The sequence below is a fragment of the Paenibacillus sp. Negev47 genome, assembly GCF_058313655.1.
Map to the genome: position 1 here is coordinate 1,411,603 of NZ_CM177754.1, position 16,998 is coordinate 1,428,600.

Consider the following 16,998-nt stretch of genomic DNA (forward strand, 5'->3'; position numbering starts at 1 on the left):
AAAATCTGGGGATAACAGCGATCGGAAGGTTGTTCTGTCATCGGAGTGATCTGTGTACATAACCTTATCCAAAGGAGAGATGGTTCATGAGTCCAAAAGGTCCAATGTCCCGTTTAGGCGGAATCGTTGTAATTGGTGCAATGTCCGCTGGGCTGCTTGCAGGTTGCGGGGGAGAGAAAGCACCTGCTGCAGGGGAAGGTAAACTTCCCATTTCCATCTCTTTAATGCAGGTAGGTGATATACCCGCCAAGGAGAATGGGATTGAACAGAAGATTGAAGAATACACGAATACGGATGTCAACGTACAGTGGATTCCGCAGTCTGCTTTTGATGATAAAGTGAACGTTATGGTTGCTTCAGGCGAGATGCCTACCATTATGCGTGTGAATTATGTACCAACAACGTTTAATGCCGCCAAAACGGGACTGTTCTGGGAACTGGGGCCATACCTGAAGGATTATAAGAACTTGTCTGCCCAATCCGAGGCTTATTTTAACAATATCAAAATTGAAGGTAAGGTCTACGGCATTCCCAACTTCAGGGATATTGGACGAACTGCTATCGTATATCGCAAGGACTGGTTTGATACGTTAAAGCTGGATATACCCAAAACTCTGGATGACTGGTATGAAGTGATGCGCTCCATACGCAAGGACGACCCGGACGGGAATGGCAAAGAGGATACGTATGGTGCACTGTTATTCAAAAAATATAACGAAGGCGTCTCATCCCCTCTGACTCGGATCGCTGTAAGTATCGGTGGCGTTAATAAATGGGGAGTGGACGATGCCGGGAAATTGACCCCGGAATTCCTGACCACTGAATATGTGGATACGATGAAGCTTTTCAAGCGTCTGTTTAGCGAGGGACTGATTAACAGTGATTTCCCAGCTCTTGACCCTTCCGATGCGGACAAAAAAATGGATTCAGGCCTGGTTGGCATGAAGCTTAACGGTGTGGCTCAGAACGGAAAGTCGTCTCAGCAGCGGCTTACACCTAACGCTCCAGATGGAGAGATTGACGTTGCTCCGTTCCAGGGAACCGATGGCATTCGAATCGCCGGGGAGCCAGGGAACTACGGAATGTTGGTCATCCCGAAGGCGTCCGTACCGGATGAGGAGCAATTGAAACAGGTTCTCACATTCCTGGATCAGTTAATGGATGAGGAATTGAGTACGTTGCAGCTCCGTGGATTGCTTGATGTGCACTACACCAAGACTGCGGATGGCAAAACCGAACTTAAGGATTTTGACGCCTATCAGCGTGAAGTGAAGCCATATCGTGATAATCTGTTAAGTATTGAAGGGTATAACGTAGCTGAACTGGTCGATGTTCCGATCGGCATGAAAGGAACGAAAATGGCTCGTGAGAATGAGCAGTATGCCATTGCCAATCCGGCACTCACCTTGTCTTCGGCAATCTATACCGAGCGTGGTCAGGAGCTGGATCAGATGATATGGGATGCGCAGACCAAGTACATTATGGGTAAAATCGATGATGCTGGTTGGGAGCAGGAAATAGCGAGTTGGAGAAAAGCCGGTGGCGATCAATTGATCACGGAACTGGAAGCATCCTACAAGGAACTCAACGGAAAATAAAGAGGTCTTGAGTAAAAAAAGTGGTTGATTAAATGGAATGATATGGTTTACTCTAGGAGTAGATTTATTTTTCCAATATCATAAGAAAGACCACACCCTTAAAGCATAAGGCTATGAATCTGCGGATTCATGGCCTTTTTTTGTGTTTTGAGCGAATGCAGTGGGTCTATGGGAGGAGGGTTGCACACCTTGAAGTGATGGGGATGGACAAAAAATAATACCAATAGCCTAGTACGACATGGTAGAATATTGATTATTATGGCAAATTTAGGTTTTGGTTATGAAGAGAAGTAATCTAGGCTGACCAAGCAAAGCACCCCCATACTAAGGTACATAGGAGCGTGAGTAGATTGAAGAAGCAGATCAAAGGACACGAGAAGAAGAAAAAACGGAACGTTTGGATCGTCGGGTTGCTAACGACAGCTGTATTAGCAGGAACAATATTACCTGTTGGGCCAATCCATTTGACGTCAACAGCGAGTGCTGCATCGGGGACGAGTGACACTGCCCTTAGCAAGTTCAAGGATATTAAAGGCCACTGGGCTCAAGCAACGATTGCCAAAGCTTACGAAAAAAAACTGATCTCCGGTTACCAGGACGGAACGTTTCGTCCCAATGGCAAAATCACGCGTGGGGAATATGCGACCATACTTGCCCGGGCGACTGGACTAGACAAGGTAGAGGGGCAGAATCCGTTTTCCGATCTCAAGGGACATTGGTCTGAAGCGGCGGTTAGTCAGCTTGTGGGACAAGGATTCATTAACGCTGGCGATTACGCCAAAGGGTTCAATCCGAATGCAGAACTGACGCGCTACGAGATGATGAAATGGATTGCCAATGGACTGATCAAGTCCGGGAGCAGCTTCCAGGATGCTTTTAACGATACGAAAAACACGTTGCTTCCCACACCGGAAGTGAACAAGGGTACCATTCGTGCCGAGCAGATTCCGTATCTTGCTCTCGTTCGTGGGACAGGCATTGTCGGTGGATTTCAGGATGGCACATTGAAACCAGCGGACTCCACCACTCGTGCAGAAGTGTCAGCCATTTTGCTGCGTTATATGGACGTGGAGGGCACGGATGCCGCGAAGTATAGTGACCTGAATGAAATGAGAGAGGTCGGCACGACAGGGACGAATTTAACGACCATTAGTAATTATAGGTATAGTAATAACTCCGCTAAAGTAAGTGACTTAGCAAGAGAAGAATTTAAATTATCCAATAATTCTGGTGTAGTTACACTGCATAGATATATAGTCGTGGATATTACTCAAGGTAAGGCAAAAGGTCTCTATGCAACATTATTCATTGGTCCAGAGACACATCTTTTCAAAGGTAATTATATGGCTTTTGCAGATATTTCTTTTACATCAAAAATTGAGAGATCCAATCCAATTACCTTTAATGGAGGGCTATATAGTGGTTTTTTACAATTTAATCGTTTGGATCTTAAGCAAGCATCCAAAAATGGCCTATTGACTATCCCTGAGAGTTCGAGTGATTTGATTAAGAAGGATGTTAAGAAGAGATTTTGGATCACATCCGTTTTGGATGGTAAAAGTGGGGCATATACCTTTAATGAAAAAAGTGGAAATATACTAAAAATTCAGAATATGTAAGTCGAATTTAATGGTGGTGGAATATTTTTGTGTGCCTATGTTGAGAAGAAAACCTTAATATTTATCTCGATTTTTCTTATTAATATACTATGTTTGAATTTAACATCCTCAATAGAAGCTGCAAGTTCAGATCCGTATGGACCTAAGAAGCAAAAAATATCAAATACGGTACAGTCTACAAAAAGGATAGCAAACCCAGGTGTTTACTGGTATCAACTTGATAATGGAAATTTCAAAGCAGACCACACTACTGGACCAACTTATTCGGATAACCTAAATCCTAATTCATGTTCTAGTCCATACCCAGATGAGAAGGAAATCCCTAATGAGGTCGATTTTTCTGAATGGCCTGCAATATCTTGGCCAGATTTTCAATCTCAGACTGTTACACAGAGAATGCTAGATAAAATCCGCATTAAAAGTGTAGATTATCAATCAAGCACACTACAGTCGTCTTATACTGGTGTTGGTAATACGATTTTAAGAGAAGGAAGTACAATCGTAAAAATTATTACCAAAACAGGAGGCTCACACACAGTTACTAATCGAAGGGATTTTGAGAATGGTGGTAAAACAATTCGAAACTGTGTGAAGCAAATCGTTGCCTACCATACACCAATGGACATCATCTGGGAAGGTGATCTGGTTGAAGAAAAAGAAATCGATGTAACACCAGATGCTAGTTTAACAATCGGTCAAACTCAGCAGATGATAGCCAAGGTGAAGACCAAAAACTATGGCGAAACCAATTTTAATGAGGGCATTGACGTATCCCGCAGGGAAACGGAGATCAAATGGTTTTCTTCTGACGAGACGATCGCGAGCATTGAACTGAAAACAGGAATGTTAAAGGCCGAAAGTCCAGGCACGGTCACTGTGCGTGCGATCTGGAACAATGGTACATATCTCATCTCAGATACAGCCACCATAACTGTTACGTCTGAGCCAGGACTCGTGGTGAATCTGCCGAATGCTTGTAAAGCCAATACAACACCACTACAGGCAGAAGCAGTTCTAACCAAACCTGATCGCTCTGTTCATAAACTGACGGCTCATCGCAAATTGACGTGGCAGAGCTCGAATCCGGCTGTGGCAACGATCGGCGCAGATGGCAAAATCACGACCAAAGGTCTCGTGGGTAGCACGACCATAAAAGCTCATTTTCTTGATCCAACCCAGCAGTTGGATGAACAAGGGACTCAGGTGCTGGAAGTGAAGGACTGTACGAATCCTGAGGGAGGCGGTAATGGTGGCGATCCGGGTGGAGACCCTGCGAACGCGTGCCCTGTGACCATCAGCCCGCCTAGTAGAGGTACAGTTATTGAAGCAGCGGTCATGGACCCATCTGTTCAAGGCGTGCTGAAGGCAGACGATCGAGGAGCTGAGAAATTTGATGTCACTCGCGGCATTCCAACTTCAGAAGACCTTTATGCCAATGTCCTAGCCAAAGGATATCTGTTCCAGCACCGGTGGGTTAACATGACTGGAACGGTGACTTATACCGTGAATGTGAAGAAGGTTTATCATAAAACATGGACAATCCCGGGAAGACCCTCTAGTGGTGAGGGGGATCCAGGAACACCTCCTGAGCCCAGAGAACTTGATGTGCCTGGGGATAAAACCATGCAAGTAACACGGACATATAGCTATTGGCAGATCGATAACCTGGAGGTTTATCAGTTAAATGAAGCCAAGGTATCTAACTATGCGCTAGGTGGTTATGGTGACACCGTGACCCTGACGCCCAATGCATATACACCACCGACTTTGCAATCGGCTATGGATCCTGCGGTTACCACTCATGTGAAACCTGCGCCATGCCGAGAGATTGATCTTGGTACCGAAACGGTTCCAGGTGGTTCGGCTGAACCTTCTACGCCCAATGAAACGTCATTGTTTCAATCGAAAGCTGAAGCTGAGGTTAAAGAGAATACCGTCAATAATGACAAGGTAACCTTTAATGGAGCGACGATTATGGACCCTGCTCCCGTAGAGAAAACTGCTCCAAGACCTGGGATGATCCCCCAGCCTGACATGATCGGAGACGATATTCTATACCAGAACCGACTGACAATCAAGAACACATTGATGAACAAAGCTAACCAGCCAACCACAGGTGAGATTACGTATGGACTGCTCCCTGGCAATATTAACGGAGGCCAGGATCAGAAGTTCCCCATTCCGGGCATCAACTCGGTGACAGTACATACTCCGGTTGTGAACTATGCCTGGGTGTCAGATGATCAGCCACATAACCAGAAGACAACACCTGATCCGACCAGAGCTGCACTTATTTTAGAGCGTCCATTCCTTGTGCGGATACCCACCTCAGGTCAACATCTGGATGTAGCGAGTTACCCTGGTTATGGAGACCGTGATTATGCGAAATATTTTCGGATCAAACAGGTTCGTTTCCCATTCGATGTCTATAACGGTGCCAGAAGCCAATTTATTCCGGCTCTGACATGGGTGGATATTCCGGTAAATCAGCTGGACACCCCTTTTTATCTCCCTGTATGGGTAGATGAAGGGAATTACCAGATCGAGTTCCGTAATATTGCCGAAAATGCTCCTGCAAACTTCACGGAGCAACAGGATGCCAATACAAATCTGACCCATCATGTCGCAGCAGATACCGTTGCTGTGGAGGTCATCGGACGATTGTATGATTTTCACATCACCGATATTTCAGACTACAACTGGGAGAATGTATTCCGCAGGCGGATGGGCAGCCCGGAACCAACGGGTGTGAGCTATTGGACCGGGGGAAACAGTATAGACGGAGATCCCCGAGGTAATCTGGCACCCTATGTACTGCCTATACGTCCCGGCAGTCATCCGGTACAGGGTTTCCGAAATGCAGCGGTGAAAACAGGGTACCATTTCAAGTTCGACCTCAAGACCAAGGGCAATATGTTTGGGAAACAGGATGGTATCCGAATCACCCCGACGTTCTCTTTTGTGAGTAAAGATGGCACCACCCGGCAAGAAGTGGATTTATATTACCACCGAGGACAGGAACGACTCATTCGGATTGGATCGGCACAGGATCTAGAAAAACGCTTTGTTGTCCTGAACTCACGATTGAGGAATGTACCCGGTACGGAATTAGGTGATACAGCGCGTTATCAGTACACTTATGAACTTTCTGAGGAGGAACGCGATCAGGGTACACTGGCGGAACATATGGTTCGTTACGTGGATCAGACTTCTCACCATAAAACGTGGGTAGGTCGGTATGACTGGATGATTCTCCCTTCACAGATCCGTACACTCATTGGTCCAAAAACAGATATTCCGTCCGGTGTTAATGTAGATCGGGCAAATGCAGCGATTCAGCGCTGGTATGGCGAATATAGCTTGCCAGCGGATGTATATGCTGTGTCCAAGGGAACCGATCTCGAATCGCTTGCCAGACAAAACCGGTTGGATGAGAAGGCAGCGGTATTCCTGAGGGACGGTTACATCGTGGTAAACTTCGATATCGAAACATTGCGCAACGGCAATACAAATGCACCACATCTGCAATATATTCATGCCCCGTTGATGAACCAATGGCAGATGGAAGGTTTTGATAATAACCCGGTAGATGGTCAGGGTAGAAGTTGGACGATGCAAGATGGAGATGTGGTTTTCTACCACGCCGATCAATCCAGCCGTAATGATTTTCAATCCCAGGTACCGCATTAGATAGACATCGTTTTACCCTTAAAGAAGGCAGGCGTGATGTGAATCCACATGGCGTTTGTCTTCTTTTACTTAATTCGGATTATGGTTGGTCAACAGAACGGGTATAAAGGGTAAGGGGTACTCGTTCCATCCATATTCATTAATTTCTCAACGAGAGGGGAACAACACACATGATTGAAGAGGATAAGCAGGGGCTATTAATTTCAGAAGATACATACGAAGGAAGAGATCTGGGTGTCATAGTAGAAGCACAAGCCTGTCACTTCAAAGTCTGGTCACCGTTAGCCGTTCAGATGGAACTACTCCTGTACCCGCCTTTGACAGGTGGGGGCCCGGAGGAAGAGCCCAATCAACTGAAACAGAGGGCGTTACCTATGCACAAGAAAGAACAAGGCATTTGGGCTCTGGAGCTGGAAGGGAATTTAGATAACTATCGATACATGTACAAGCCCACTTTTGAAGACGGACATTCTACCGAAGCTGTAGATCCCTACGCACGAGCGGTCACCATGAACGGAGAAATGGGTGTAATCATCAGCCTGGAGCAGACGCATCCGTATGGGTGGAGTGAGGATATTCGCCCTGAATTGACCAGTCCTGTAGATGCCGTTTTGTACGAACTGCATGTGCGTGATTTCTCCATACACCCGTCATCTGGAATCACGCATAAAGGAAAATACATGGCTTTTACGGAGACGGGGCTCCGGGATGCAGAGGGCAACACGCTGGGAATCGATCATTTGGTTGAACTGGGAATTACCCATGTGCATCTGCTGCCTGTATTTGATTTTGCGACAGTGGATGAATCCAGGGTGGATGGTGATACGTCTGATGCCTCCAACTATAACTGGGGATATGACCCACTTCATTACAATGTCCCGGAAGGTTCTTATGCCTCACGTGCGGATGAACCGAAGACACGAATTCGTGAATTCAAATCGATGGTACTTGCTCTCCATAACAAGGGCATAGGTGTCATAATGGATGTGGTATATAATCATACGTTTGATACGGCGGGCAGCTCGTTTGAAAAAATGGTACCCGGGTACTACTATCGCCAGAATGCCGATGGGACTTACAGCAATGGTTCAGGTACAGGCAATGAGGTGGCTACCGAACGCGCCATGGTACGCAAGTTTATTATCGATTCGGTTCGATACTGGGCAGAGCAGTATCATGTGGATGGTTTTCGATTTGACCTGATGGGCCTAATCGACACAACTACGATGAAGCAGCTTGCAGTGGAGTTGCACGCCGAAATATCCCCATCCATATTGCTATATGGTGAACCATGGGGGGCACTGGATTCACCACTTGGGGATGATATGACCCTAAAAGGAGCACAGCGCGGAGCGGGGATTGCCGTCTTTAACGATAATTTCCGTGGGGTGATTAAGGGAGACAGTGATGGTGTGGGTACGGGTTTTGCGACGGGCGCGGATGGAAAAGAAGACGAATTGTGGACAGGCGTACGGGGAGCCATTCATGATTTTACGGATGGCCCAACCGAAACCATTAATTATGTGACGGTGCATGATAATCTCAACCTGTGGGACAAAGTCGCACGGACACAAGGACTGCACGATACGCTGAATTTCCTGACCTATAACGAGGATGGAAGCATTCGGGGATGCCAAAGTGTGAAAGAGGCTGTAGAGAAGGCTAAGCCTTACCTACAGATTGATCCGAATCATATTCTGGAGAACGAGACGGTTAGGCGTTGTCTGCTTGCCAATGGTATCGTTCTCACCTCCCAGGGTGTCCCCCTGATTGCGGCTGGAGATGAAATGCTTCGCAGCAAATATGGGGATGCCAACAGCCATCAGAGTGGAGACGTGGTCAATGCCATTCATTGGGGGCAAAAGCAGCGGTTCAAGCCGGTGTTTGACTATTATTGCGGGCTGATCCGTCTTCGGCGAGAGCATCCGGCCTTTCGGCTCCGTACACGGGAAGAGATCGAGAAGCATATTCGTCTTCTTGAAAAAGGTAATGGTATACTGGCCTATGAATTGGAAGGTGCGGCCGTCAACGATTCATGGGAACGCATTGTCGTCATCTATAATGCGGCAAAAGAAACTTGTATCGTCTCTGTTCCCGCAGGGACATGGAATGTGGTCGTAGAGGAAGAGAAAGCCGGTGTTGATGCGATCCGTGTCGTACAGGACGGACAGGTAACTGTGAATGCTCTATCCATGACGGTGATGTATTCGAAGTTCTGATTGCCACAAAATATAAAACTAATCCCCCTTTCCGTCCGGAAAGGGGATTTTGTGTCGAGTTAAAGAGCAGGGGACTGGGCGAAGAGGTCTTCGTCATGCTCGACCTTTAATATAACGTCCGCCAGTTTAGTGCGTAGTTTAGTATAGTTTTCGTTCTAACCACGTGAGTCCTACAATGTATTCTTACATATTTCAAACTTTTTTGTCAGGACAGGTACAAATGCTGTCAATCTATGGCGCTTGTTTTCATATCTATATTTTGAAAGCGATTGCTAATTGAATGCTCGAATCGAACCGATATGTTGAGTACAGACAACCCCGGGTTGACAAACAACGTCCCGCTCCGTAACATCGGGACAACACGAAATCAATGGATATAAAGGCGGTGGGAACGATGCCGGAATGGACTTCTTTTCGTTACGAAGGCAACGATCTTGGCTTAACATATACTCGTGCAGCAAGTACTTTTAAATTGTGGGCACCTACGGCACAACAGGTTTATATATTGGTTTTTGAAGATGAAGGGCATTACAACGATAGTGGCAAAGTACAAGATCATGAAGGTGGGCAGGAATATTCTCTGACGCGCGATGCGGACGGAATATGGAGTCTGAAGCTTAACGGTGATTGGGCAGGACATTTTTATATGTACCGAATTATTCATGATGAACAGCGAATGGAAGTGGTTGCTGACCCTTATGCCAGAGCGGTAACAGCTAATGGGCAACGAACGGCCATTATAGATCCTGAAACGACCAATCCGGTCGATTGGGACCTGGATGTCAAACCTGCTTTTCTGCGTCCAGTGGATGCTGTCCTATATGAGCTGCATGTACGTGATTTCTCCTCCGATCCCCATGCGGACATTCCATATAAGGGGAAATACTTGGCATTCACAGCATCTGGACTCACCGATAGAGCGGGGAATAGCATTGGGGTAGACCATCTTGCCGAACTGGGAGTTACGCATGTCCATCTTTTGCCTGTGGCGGATTATCAGACGGTGAATGAACTCGCTACGGCGGATGTGGGTTCGAATGCCAGAGCACCATACAACTGGGGGTATGATCCCCAACATTATAACGTTCCAGAGGGTTCGTATGCGACCGATCCGTGTGATCCTGCGGTTCGTATTCGGGAGTTCAAATCACTTGTTCAATCACTGCACAGACAAGGTATTCGCGTTGTGCTTGACGTTGTCTATAATCATACGTATAGCGTGGAAGAAGGACCTTTTGATCGAATTGTACCAGGGTATTATTACCGTTATCGGGAGGATGGCACCCTCAGTAATGGTTCTGGTGTAGGCAATGAATTGGCGACAGAACGCCCAATGGTGCGAAAGTATATTCTCGATTCTCTCCGATACTGGGCAGAAGAATATCATGTGGACGGATTTCGATTTGACCTCATGGCTCTGATTGATACGGAAACGATGAATGAATTAACGCGCGAACTACGGGAACAGATCGATCCGGCATTTCTGGTCTATGGGGAACCCTGGACGGGTGGAGATTCGCCATTGGACCGCAAAACGTTAAAAGGAACACAGCGAGGTCAGGGATTTGCTGTATTTAATGATCATTTTCGCAGTGCAATCAAGGGAGACAGTGATGGTGGTGGAAAAGGGTTTGTCACAGGTGCCGGGGGGCGGGAATATGAGCTCTGTAGGGGATTAGCCGGGGCACTGGATGATTTTACATCTTCACCTGTGGAAACCGTCAATTATGTAACTGCCCATGACAATCTCAATCTGTGGGATAAAATCGCAACAACGATGAACATCAGACATGAATTAGGTTTTCCCGTATGGAAGGACGGACAGCCGGTGGGAGGCGGAAGTGCTGAGTCGGCTGTAAAAGCAGCAGATCCATATCGATATGTGGATGCAGATGATGTACTGGATCATGAGATGGTTCGACGTTCGTTACTGTCTTCCGGCATTCTGCTTACCTCTCAGGGCATTCCGTTTCTGCATGCAGGAGATGAGATGCTCAGATCCAAAGCCGGTGATCATAACAGCTATCGGAGCGGAGATGCGGTGAATACCATCACGTGGGCCAACAAATCGCGGTTCAGAACGGTGTTTGACTATTATCGTGGTCTTATCCATCTGCGGCGCACACATCCCGCCTTTCGTATGATAGATGCCGAACAGGTACGGAATCACCTTCGTATCATTCGTGCCGACGGCAATGTAGTTGTATTTATGCTTCAGGATAGAGCGAATCAGGACACCTGGAATCAGATTATGGTGATCTATAACGGAACGGAACATCAGCAGCATGTGGACCTGGGGGAAGGTGACTGGCATGTCGTAGTCAATGATCATCAGGCAGGTACAGACCTGATTGAGACCGTTCGTGGCACTGTTTGGGTAGAACGGTGGTCATTGATGGTTTTGTACGACACAGAGCGTGCTGGAGGCGCTGATCCCGCTACACTGGAGATTAGTTTTCCAAGACAGGTATATAGTCCAACAGAGACCGTTCAACTGCGAGCGATCGTAAGGGACAACATTGGCAATGTAGTAGAGAATGCCCCTGTTACCTGGACTTCTTCTGAGCCGGAGATTATTCGGATACAGCCTGATGGAACTATCCATGCACTGGAACGCGGAGAAACTTCAATTACAGTCCACTGTGGGGACATAACGGCAACTTGCATGTTACAGGTGGATCATCGTCATGCCGAGCGAATTGAAATTGTGGGCGAACCTGTCATGTACATGACTCGAATCAGCCGTTTCCGTGCATTGGTTCTGGATCAATTCGGTCAGCCGCTTCAGGATTCTACTATACGTTGGAGCTCGTCTCATTCGGAAATGGCAGCCGTAAGTTCAGCGGGGATCGTGCGGGCGATATCACCTGGAACAACGCAGATCATTGCTGAAGCTGGAGGAATCCGGGCAACACTTGGGGTAACCATTCTTAAACAGGTTTCGCGAACCGTCACGCTTCGATATGAACGGGAGGATCAGCACTATGAGGGCTGGGATGTCTGGGTCTGGGGCACTGGTATGGAGGATGGAGCAGTCCCGCTGGAACAAGTCGGAAATGCCGCTGAAGCCCGCTTCCGTGTTGCTCCGGGTCTGCATCACTTGGGATTGATCATTCGATTGAACGAGTGGGAAGCCAAAGACACATGCGGAGACCGTTACGTGGATATAGTACCTGAAGACGGTGATGTGCACATTATTGTTCGCAGTGGGTCGGATGAGATGCAGGTCATTCGCGAAAGCGATCTGAGAGAGGATCGTAACAGCGCATAATTTCTTTTTTTATAATCTCATATAGTCGTTCGGTAAAAGCTTGATAAACCAGCAGTTGGAAGAGATTCCGACTGCTTTTTTGGGTCTGATTACATGAAGCACTGGTTGATTCAAAAAAGAATTATCCTGTTGAGTGTTTGAGATCCTCTATCATTGGGGTAAATATAGATATGGCCCACGATTCGGCCACAGGAAAAAGACCATCGTGGTCTATGAGAGAAGCCTTAGCGCTTTCCAACAAATATAATGTAGTGATCCCTTGAAGGAGGATGTTCAATCATGAAATCCAACGGAAAAATGGCTCAACTTACAGCAACGCCCAGAACGGAAAAGAAAGGTGCAGCACTGCGCCTGTTAAGACAAGGTGGACGAGTTCCCGCTGTCGTTTACGGCCCGGGACAAGAAGGTGCCTCCATACATGTAGATGAAAAAGAAATGCTGAAAGTGGCACGCACAGGCCGCTCCGAAATGTTCAACCTGAATGTTGAGGGCGGTAAAACAGTTCCTGTGCTGATCAAGGATCAGCAAGAGCGTAACGGACGTTTGCTGCATGTAGACTTCCTGCAAATATCCAAGAACAAGCCGATCAGCGTAAGTGTTTCGATCGACTTCCAGGGAACAGCAGCCGGCTCGAAAGCTGGCGGTGTGTTCCAGACACAAGAAACACAATTGGAAGTAGAAGGATTGCCTGCGGATCTGCCAACTTCCATTGAAGTCGATGTCAGCGGGTTGGACATTGGTGATCGCTTGACTGCTGCGGATATCAAACTGGATAAAGGTTTGACACTCATAACATCACCTGAATCCATCATCGCTTCCGTTATGCCGCCACAAGCGGTTGAGGAAGAGCCAACAGCATCTGCTGAGGAAGCTGAACCGGCAGCTGAGGGAAAAGCTGCAGAAGAATAAGCCATGCTAAGGGATCTCGCGAGATCCGATGCAAACCCGAGCCCAGTCCTAAGGACTGGGCTTTTTTTATTTTCCGAGCAAGTTCAATAGTCACATCGTTCGCATGAATGTGGAGAATGTACTACAATTCATGTTAAAGGAAAAGAAGGTGGGTTTATTCAATGTTTGATCCAACGGTATATGACAATCTGAAAGTTGGCTTTGAAAATGTTCTATATGATATGGATAACCTGGATGAACGTATTCAGATTACGGGACGTAAAGATCGGCTGGAGATGGCAGTGATGTCCAGAGAGTTCATGTTACAATTCTGTCTCAGGGATCGTCCGGAAGTAAGAGGGGAAGTCGTGTTAAGCAGTTCCCTTGAGGAGCTCGCAGCGGAGATTCTGGAGACGCCTGGCGCTCATCCAGGTTGCCGTTTGGAAATCCGGTTTGGCATGGTTATGAAGGAGCCTGAGAGGCAGTGCCCAGCTATTCGTTCGATATTGCAACAAAGCTGGCCTGAGCAGCGGATCTGCCAGACTATCCAGTATATCTTCGATGAACAGCCAATCACGTATAACGTTACGGCACACGTACATTTTGACCGCAGTGTGAATGAAGACCAGATGGGAGATATTCCTGAACTCTGTGAGCATATGGCGAATGTGATGAAGCAATTGAATACCATTTCATAACCAGTAATTCCTAGAAATAGCCTTGTCTCTTTGAAGAGATTAGGCTTTTTTTGTATTAATTTTAGAAGTTTGTATAGGCTTTCAGACTTAGGTATAAGGAGTTTATGGTAAATAATTTACGCAAGCAAGTAAGAGAATGTATATTAAAAGAGGGAAAAAGTGCAATTGAACTATATACAGACGGTGAAATTGCGAAAATAATATTGGGACTAAAGATTTAGTTCTGTACTAAAGGAACTAGTTTTCCTTGCCGATAAAATATCGAAGGGGAGAAACTACATGACAGAGAAATTAATTCGTCTGCTGCGTATACTTCAAGCTATACAAGCAAATCCTGGAATTTCGGCCAAGGAGTTGGCGATGAAATGCGGTACGACAGTACGCACGATCTATCGTGATCTTCGGATTTTGGACAGGGTCGCCCCTATTATGAACGAAGGATATGGCAAGGGTTACCGATTTATTGGTGAGTTTGCGATGTATCCGTTAGACTTTACTGAACAGGAAGCCATGGTCTTCTCCATGCTTCCATCCGTAGTCGATACTTCTAAGTTACCTGCTGAATTTGATTCAGCTTTTGACAAGGTCATGTCGGCTCATACCAAATTAAAATCAAGAAACAGTGACATTGTAGAAAATATTGCGGGAATTATTCGAATGGGTACTCCGGCTTATCGGGAGGAAGGAAAAGACCCCAATTTGCTCATTCCCATCATCGAAGCGATCCTAAGCCGGCAAACGATTCGTACTCATTATCATACGCTGACCAGAAATGAGATCACGGTCCGGGATATTGATCCTTATTATCTTATTCCGAGAGATCAACGTTTTTATCTGATTGGATACTGTCATTTGCTGCAAAAAGTCCGATTGTTTCGAATTAGCCGCTTTCTGGATGTGGAGAGAACACATGTTGAATTCGACAAGGGTGATTTCAACATAACGCAGTACATGAAGAACACATGGTCCATTGACCGTGGCGATGAAAATATCCATTTCAAAGTAAGATTCTCTGAGAAAGTGGCCCCCTACATAAAAGAAGAAGAGATGTTTGTTCGCCCGCGAATGACAGATATGTCGGATGGGGGATTGTTATTTGAAGTGACACTGAATAGCGGCCGAGAATTTTTGAAATGGTTGTATCAATTTGGGCCCGAGGCAGAAGTACTTGAACCTCTTGAATTTCGTAGAGAGATACGGAAGCAACTCGTGGCGTGGTTGGAGCATTATGAGAACAATGAATCTTTGTAATGTTAATCATGAAGAATGCAGGAAAAGGAGCAGGTGATATGAGTACCAAATTATTCGCAGCTATGTATGGGATGGACCATTACCATGGCGTACAGGTTTTACATGTGGGGGATACCGTGTACCTCGTCAAAGATCCAGATAATCGCTTGGATCACCAAGCCATTAAGGTTGTCATTCCCCCAATTGGAGCCGTAGGTTATATCGTTAATGATCCGGTTGTTGTTCCTCATGGATGTTGGACCGGGGCTGCATTCTACGATGTATTTCATCAACTAACGTGTGCCAAAGTACGATTCATGATGAAAGATATGGTTATTATGGAGTTGATTGAAATGAGCCATATTCCCATTCCTCAGATGGATTCTTTTATTACCGGATGGCAATCTCGTGAAAAAGCTTGATCTTCTTAAATAATATCTCCCACTATTTGGGGTCAAGATGATTATCAAAACAGAAGGAGGCTCATTCACGGATGAGCCTGGTATAGGTGGCTTCCAGATGCATGGCTGTTCGGGTCCAACTGAATTGTGCGACTGCGCTATCTCGACCAGCCTTCCCCAATATTTCGGCAGAATTCGGACTGCTTGCAAGTTTATACAGGCAAGAGGCAAAACGTTGAGGACGCTTATAAGACGTCACTAGGTACCCATTGATACCTGATTCAATAATCTCACGAATACCTCCGTTATCAGAAGCAATAACAGGCAATCCCGAAGCCATGGCCTCCACATTAACCAGGCCAAAGGCTTCATGTTCTTGGGATGGACAGACGAGACAATCGACTGCCCGGTATAACTGATCGATATGCTCATGGTTTATCTGGCCTCGAAAAGAGATGTGGACTTTTTGTTTCCGGGCAAGCTCGCGAAGTTTACGCACGTAGAGCGGAGGCCCTTTGCCTGCCACAACCAGTTGAACAGGCGTCTGTTGCTGAAGAAGAGCAGTTGCCCGAATTAATATGTCTACGCCTTTGCCGGGGATGAGCCTACCGACATATAGAATAGAGAATGGTTTAGTGATTCCAAATTGCGTACGCAGGCGAAGATGTTCTTCACTGGACTCAGCAGGCCGGAAGCGACTTAGATCTGCACCAAGTGGAACAACGCTCATCCGGCGTTTTACAAATGGAAATCTGCGGCCCAGCCTTTGTCTCAAGGATTGGCTGTTGACGGCGATCCAATCGGCTTTTTTCATTAATGCATGTCTGGAAGCTCCAGGCTGCGCGAACGTTAGCGAGTGGAGATAGAGTACAACGGGGGTGTGTGGAAAAGCTTGTTTAATGGCAGCCATGCTTCTAGGCCTGTTATCCACTTGAATCACATCGAAGGGTTGTTTGGATAACAGTCGTATGGCTGCTTTGGTGTACCCGACAGGACTTGATGCAGACACGCGCAGAATGGTTATGCCGTCGATCTGCTCCGTGGCGGCGAGACCTGCCATTTGACGACTTATGATGGTCACCTGATGGCGATGGGCAAGTTCGCGAGCGATGCCCAGAATGCAGATTTCCACTGAACCATTACCGGGCAAAGGCAATTTCTCGGGTGCAACCATAGCGATTTTCATGATCAGGCTCCTCCTTGTCCGACATCTGTAACAATCTTCGTCATATATCCTATGAGCATCAGAAGCATTTGGCTCCTGTAAACAGGCAGGTGAACCACCCATATGAGTGTGCAGGAATAATCTGCTGCATGTATTGGAGCGGAAATCTGCGGCTTTTGTGATATACTGTACGGGAACATTGAGTTCGTTACATGTATA

10 protein-coding genes are annotated in these 16,998 nt (G+C 46.6%); 9 read left to right on the top strand and 1 reads right to left on the bottom strand.

Features of this window, described 5'->3' with window-relative positions:
* The first annotated feature begins 86 nt into the window (after positions 1-86).
* The 9 genes from AC4G47_RS06535 (at position 87) to AC4G47_RS06575 (ending at position 15,635) form a co-directional block, all read left to right on the top strand.
* Positions 87-1,598 (top strand): extracellular solute-binding protein, encoded by a 1,512-nt coding sequence (locus AC4G47_RS06535; protein WP_336765195.1) that lies wholly within the window; start codon positions 87-89, stop codon positions 1,596-1,598.
* 350 nt (positions 1,599-1,948) lie between these two features.
* Positions 1,949-3,217, top strand: a complete 1,269-nt coding sequence (locus AC4G47_RS06540) for an S-layer homology domain-containing protein (protein ID WP_491105347.1) — start codon at positions 1,949-1,951, stop codon at positions 3,215-3,217.
* Positions 3,218-3,613: 396 nt separating this feature from the next.
* On the top strand, positions 3,614-6,907 hold the full coding sequence (locus tag AC4G47_RS06545; protein ID WP_491105349.1) for a DUF5704 domain-containing protein: 3,294 nt from the start codon (positions 3,614-3,616) through the stop codon (positions 6,905-6,907).
* A 170-nt stretch (positions 6,908-7,077) separates the two neighbouring features.
* Positions 7,078-9,126 carry a type I pullulanase gene (pulA, locus tag AC4G47_RS06550; protein ID WP_491105351.1) on the top strand — a complete coding sequence of 683 codons (2,049 nt, stop codon included), beginning with the start codon at positions 7,078-7,080 and terminating at the stop codon, positions 9,124-9,126.
* Between the two features lie 394 nt (positions 9,127-9,520).
* A complete protein-coding gene (gene pulA, locus AC4G47_RS06555; RefSeq protein ID WP_491105353.1) occupies positions 9,521-12,397 on the top strand; it encodes a type I pullulanase in 2,877 nt (958 codons plus the stop codon).
* A gap of 279 nt (positions 12,398-12,676) precedes the next feature.
* On the top strand, positions 12,677-13,306 hold the full coding sequence (locus AC4G47_RS06560; RefSeq protein ID WP_458123743.1) for a 50S ribosomal protein L25: 630 nt from the start codon (positions 12,677-12,679) through the stop codon (positions 13,304-13,306).
* 161 nt (positions 13,307-13,467) lie between these two features.
* Complete coding sequence (locus tag AC4G47_RS06565; protein WP_491105355.1) at positions 13,468-13,983, top strand: hypothetical protein; 516 nt, start codon at positions 13,468-13,470, stop codon at positions 13,981-13,983.
* A gap of 279 nt (positions 13,984-14,262) precedes the next feature.
* A complete protein-coding gene (locus AC4G47_RS06570; RefSeq protein WP_458123741.1) occupies positions 14,263-15,234 on the top strand; it encodes a helix-turn-helix transcriptional regulator in 972 nt (323 codons plus the stop codon).
* Between the two features lie 38 nt (positions 15,235-15,272).
* Positions 15,273-15,635 (top strand): HIRAN domain-containing protein, encoded by a 363-nt coding sequence (locus tag AC4G47_RS06575; protein WP_491105357.1) that lies wholly within the window; start codon positions 15,273-15,275, stop codon positions 15,633-15,635.
* A gap of 61 nt (positions 15,636-15,696) precedes the next feature.
* Here the strand turns inward: AC4G47_RS06575 and AC4G47_RS06580 are convergent, their stop codons facing one another.
* Positions 15,697-16,800 (bottom strand): glycosyltransferase family 4 protein, encoded by a 1,104-nt coding sequence (locus AC4G47_RS06580; RefSeq protein ID WP_491105359.1) that lies wholly within the window; start codon positions 16,798-16,800, stop codon positions 15,697-15,699.
* Positions 16,801-16,998: the final 198 nt, after the last annotated feature.

Bases quoted from the DNA above. Each gene is read 5' to 3' on its own strand.
- AC4G47_RS06545 (WP_491105349.1), top strand. From the start codon at position 3,614: ATGCTAGATAAAATCCGCATTAAAAGTGTAGATTATCAATCAAGCACA.
- AC4G47_RS06575 (WP_491105357.1), top strand. From the start codon at position 15,273: ATGAGTACCAAATTATTCGCAGCTATGTATGGGATGGACCATTACCAT.
- AC4G47_RS06565 (WP_491105355.1), top strand. From the start codon at position 13,468: ATGTTTGATCCAACGGTATATGACAATCTGAAAGTTGGCTTTGAAAAT.
- pulA (WP_491105351.1), top strand. From the start codon at position 7,078: ATGATTGAAGAGGATAAGCAGGGGCTATTAATTTCAGAAGATACATAC.
- AC4G47_RS06580 (WP_491105359.1), bottom strand. From the start codon at position 16,800: ATGAAAATCGCTATGGTTGCACCCGAGAAATTGCCTTTGCCCGGTAAT.
- AC4G47_RS06570 (WP_458123741.1), top strand. From the start codon at position 14,263: ATGACAGAGAAATTAATTCGTCTGCTGCGTATACTTCAAGCTATACAA.
- AC4G47_RS06535 (WP_336765195.1), top strand. From the start codon at position 87: ATGAGTCCAAAAGGTCCAATGTCCCGTTTAGGCGGAATCGTTGTAATT.
- AC4G47_RS06560 (WP_458123743.1), top strand. From the start codon at position 12,677: ATGAAATCCAACGGAAAAATGGCTCAACTTACAGCAACGCCCAGAACG.
- pulA (WP_491105353.1), top strand. From the start codon at position 9,521: ATGCCGGAATGGACTTCTTTTCGTTACGAAGGCAACGATCTTGGCTTA.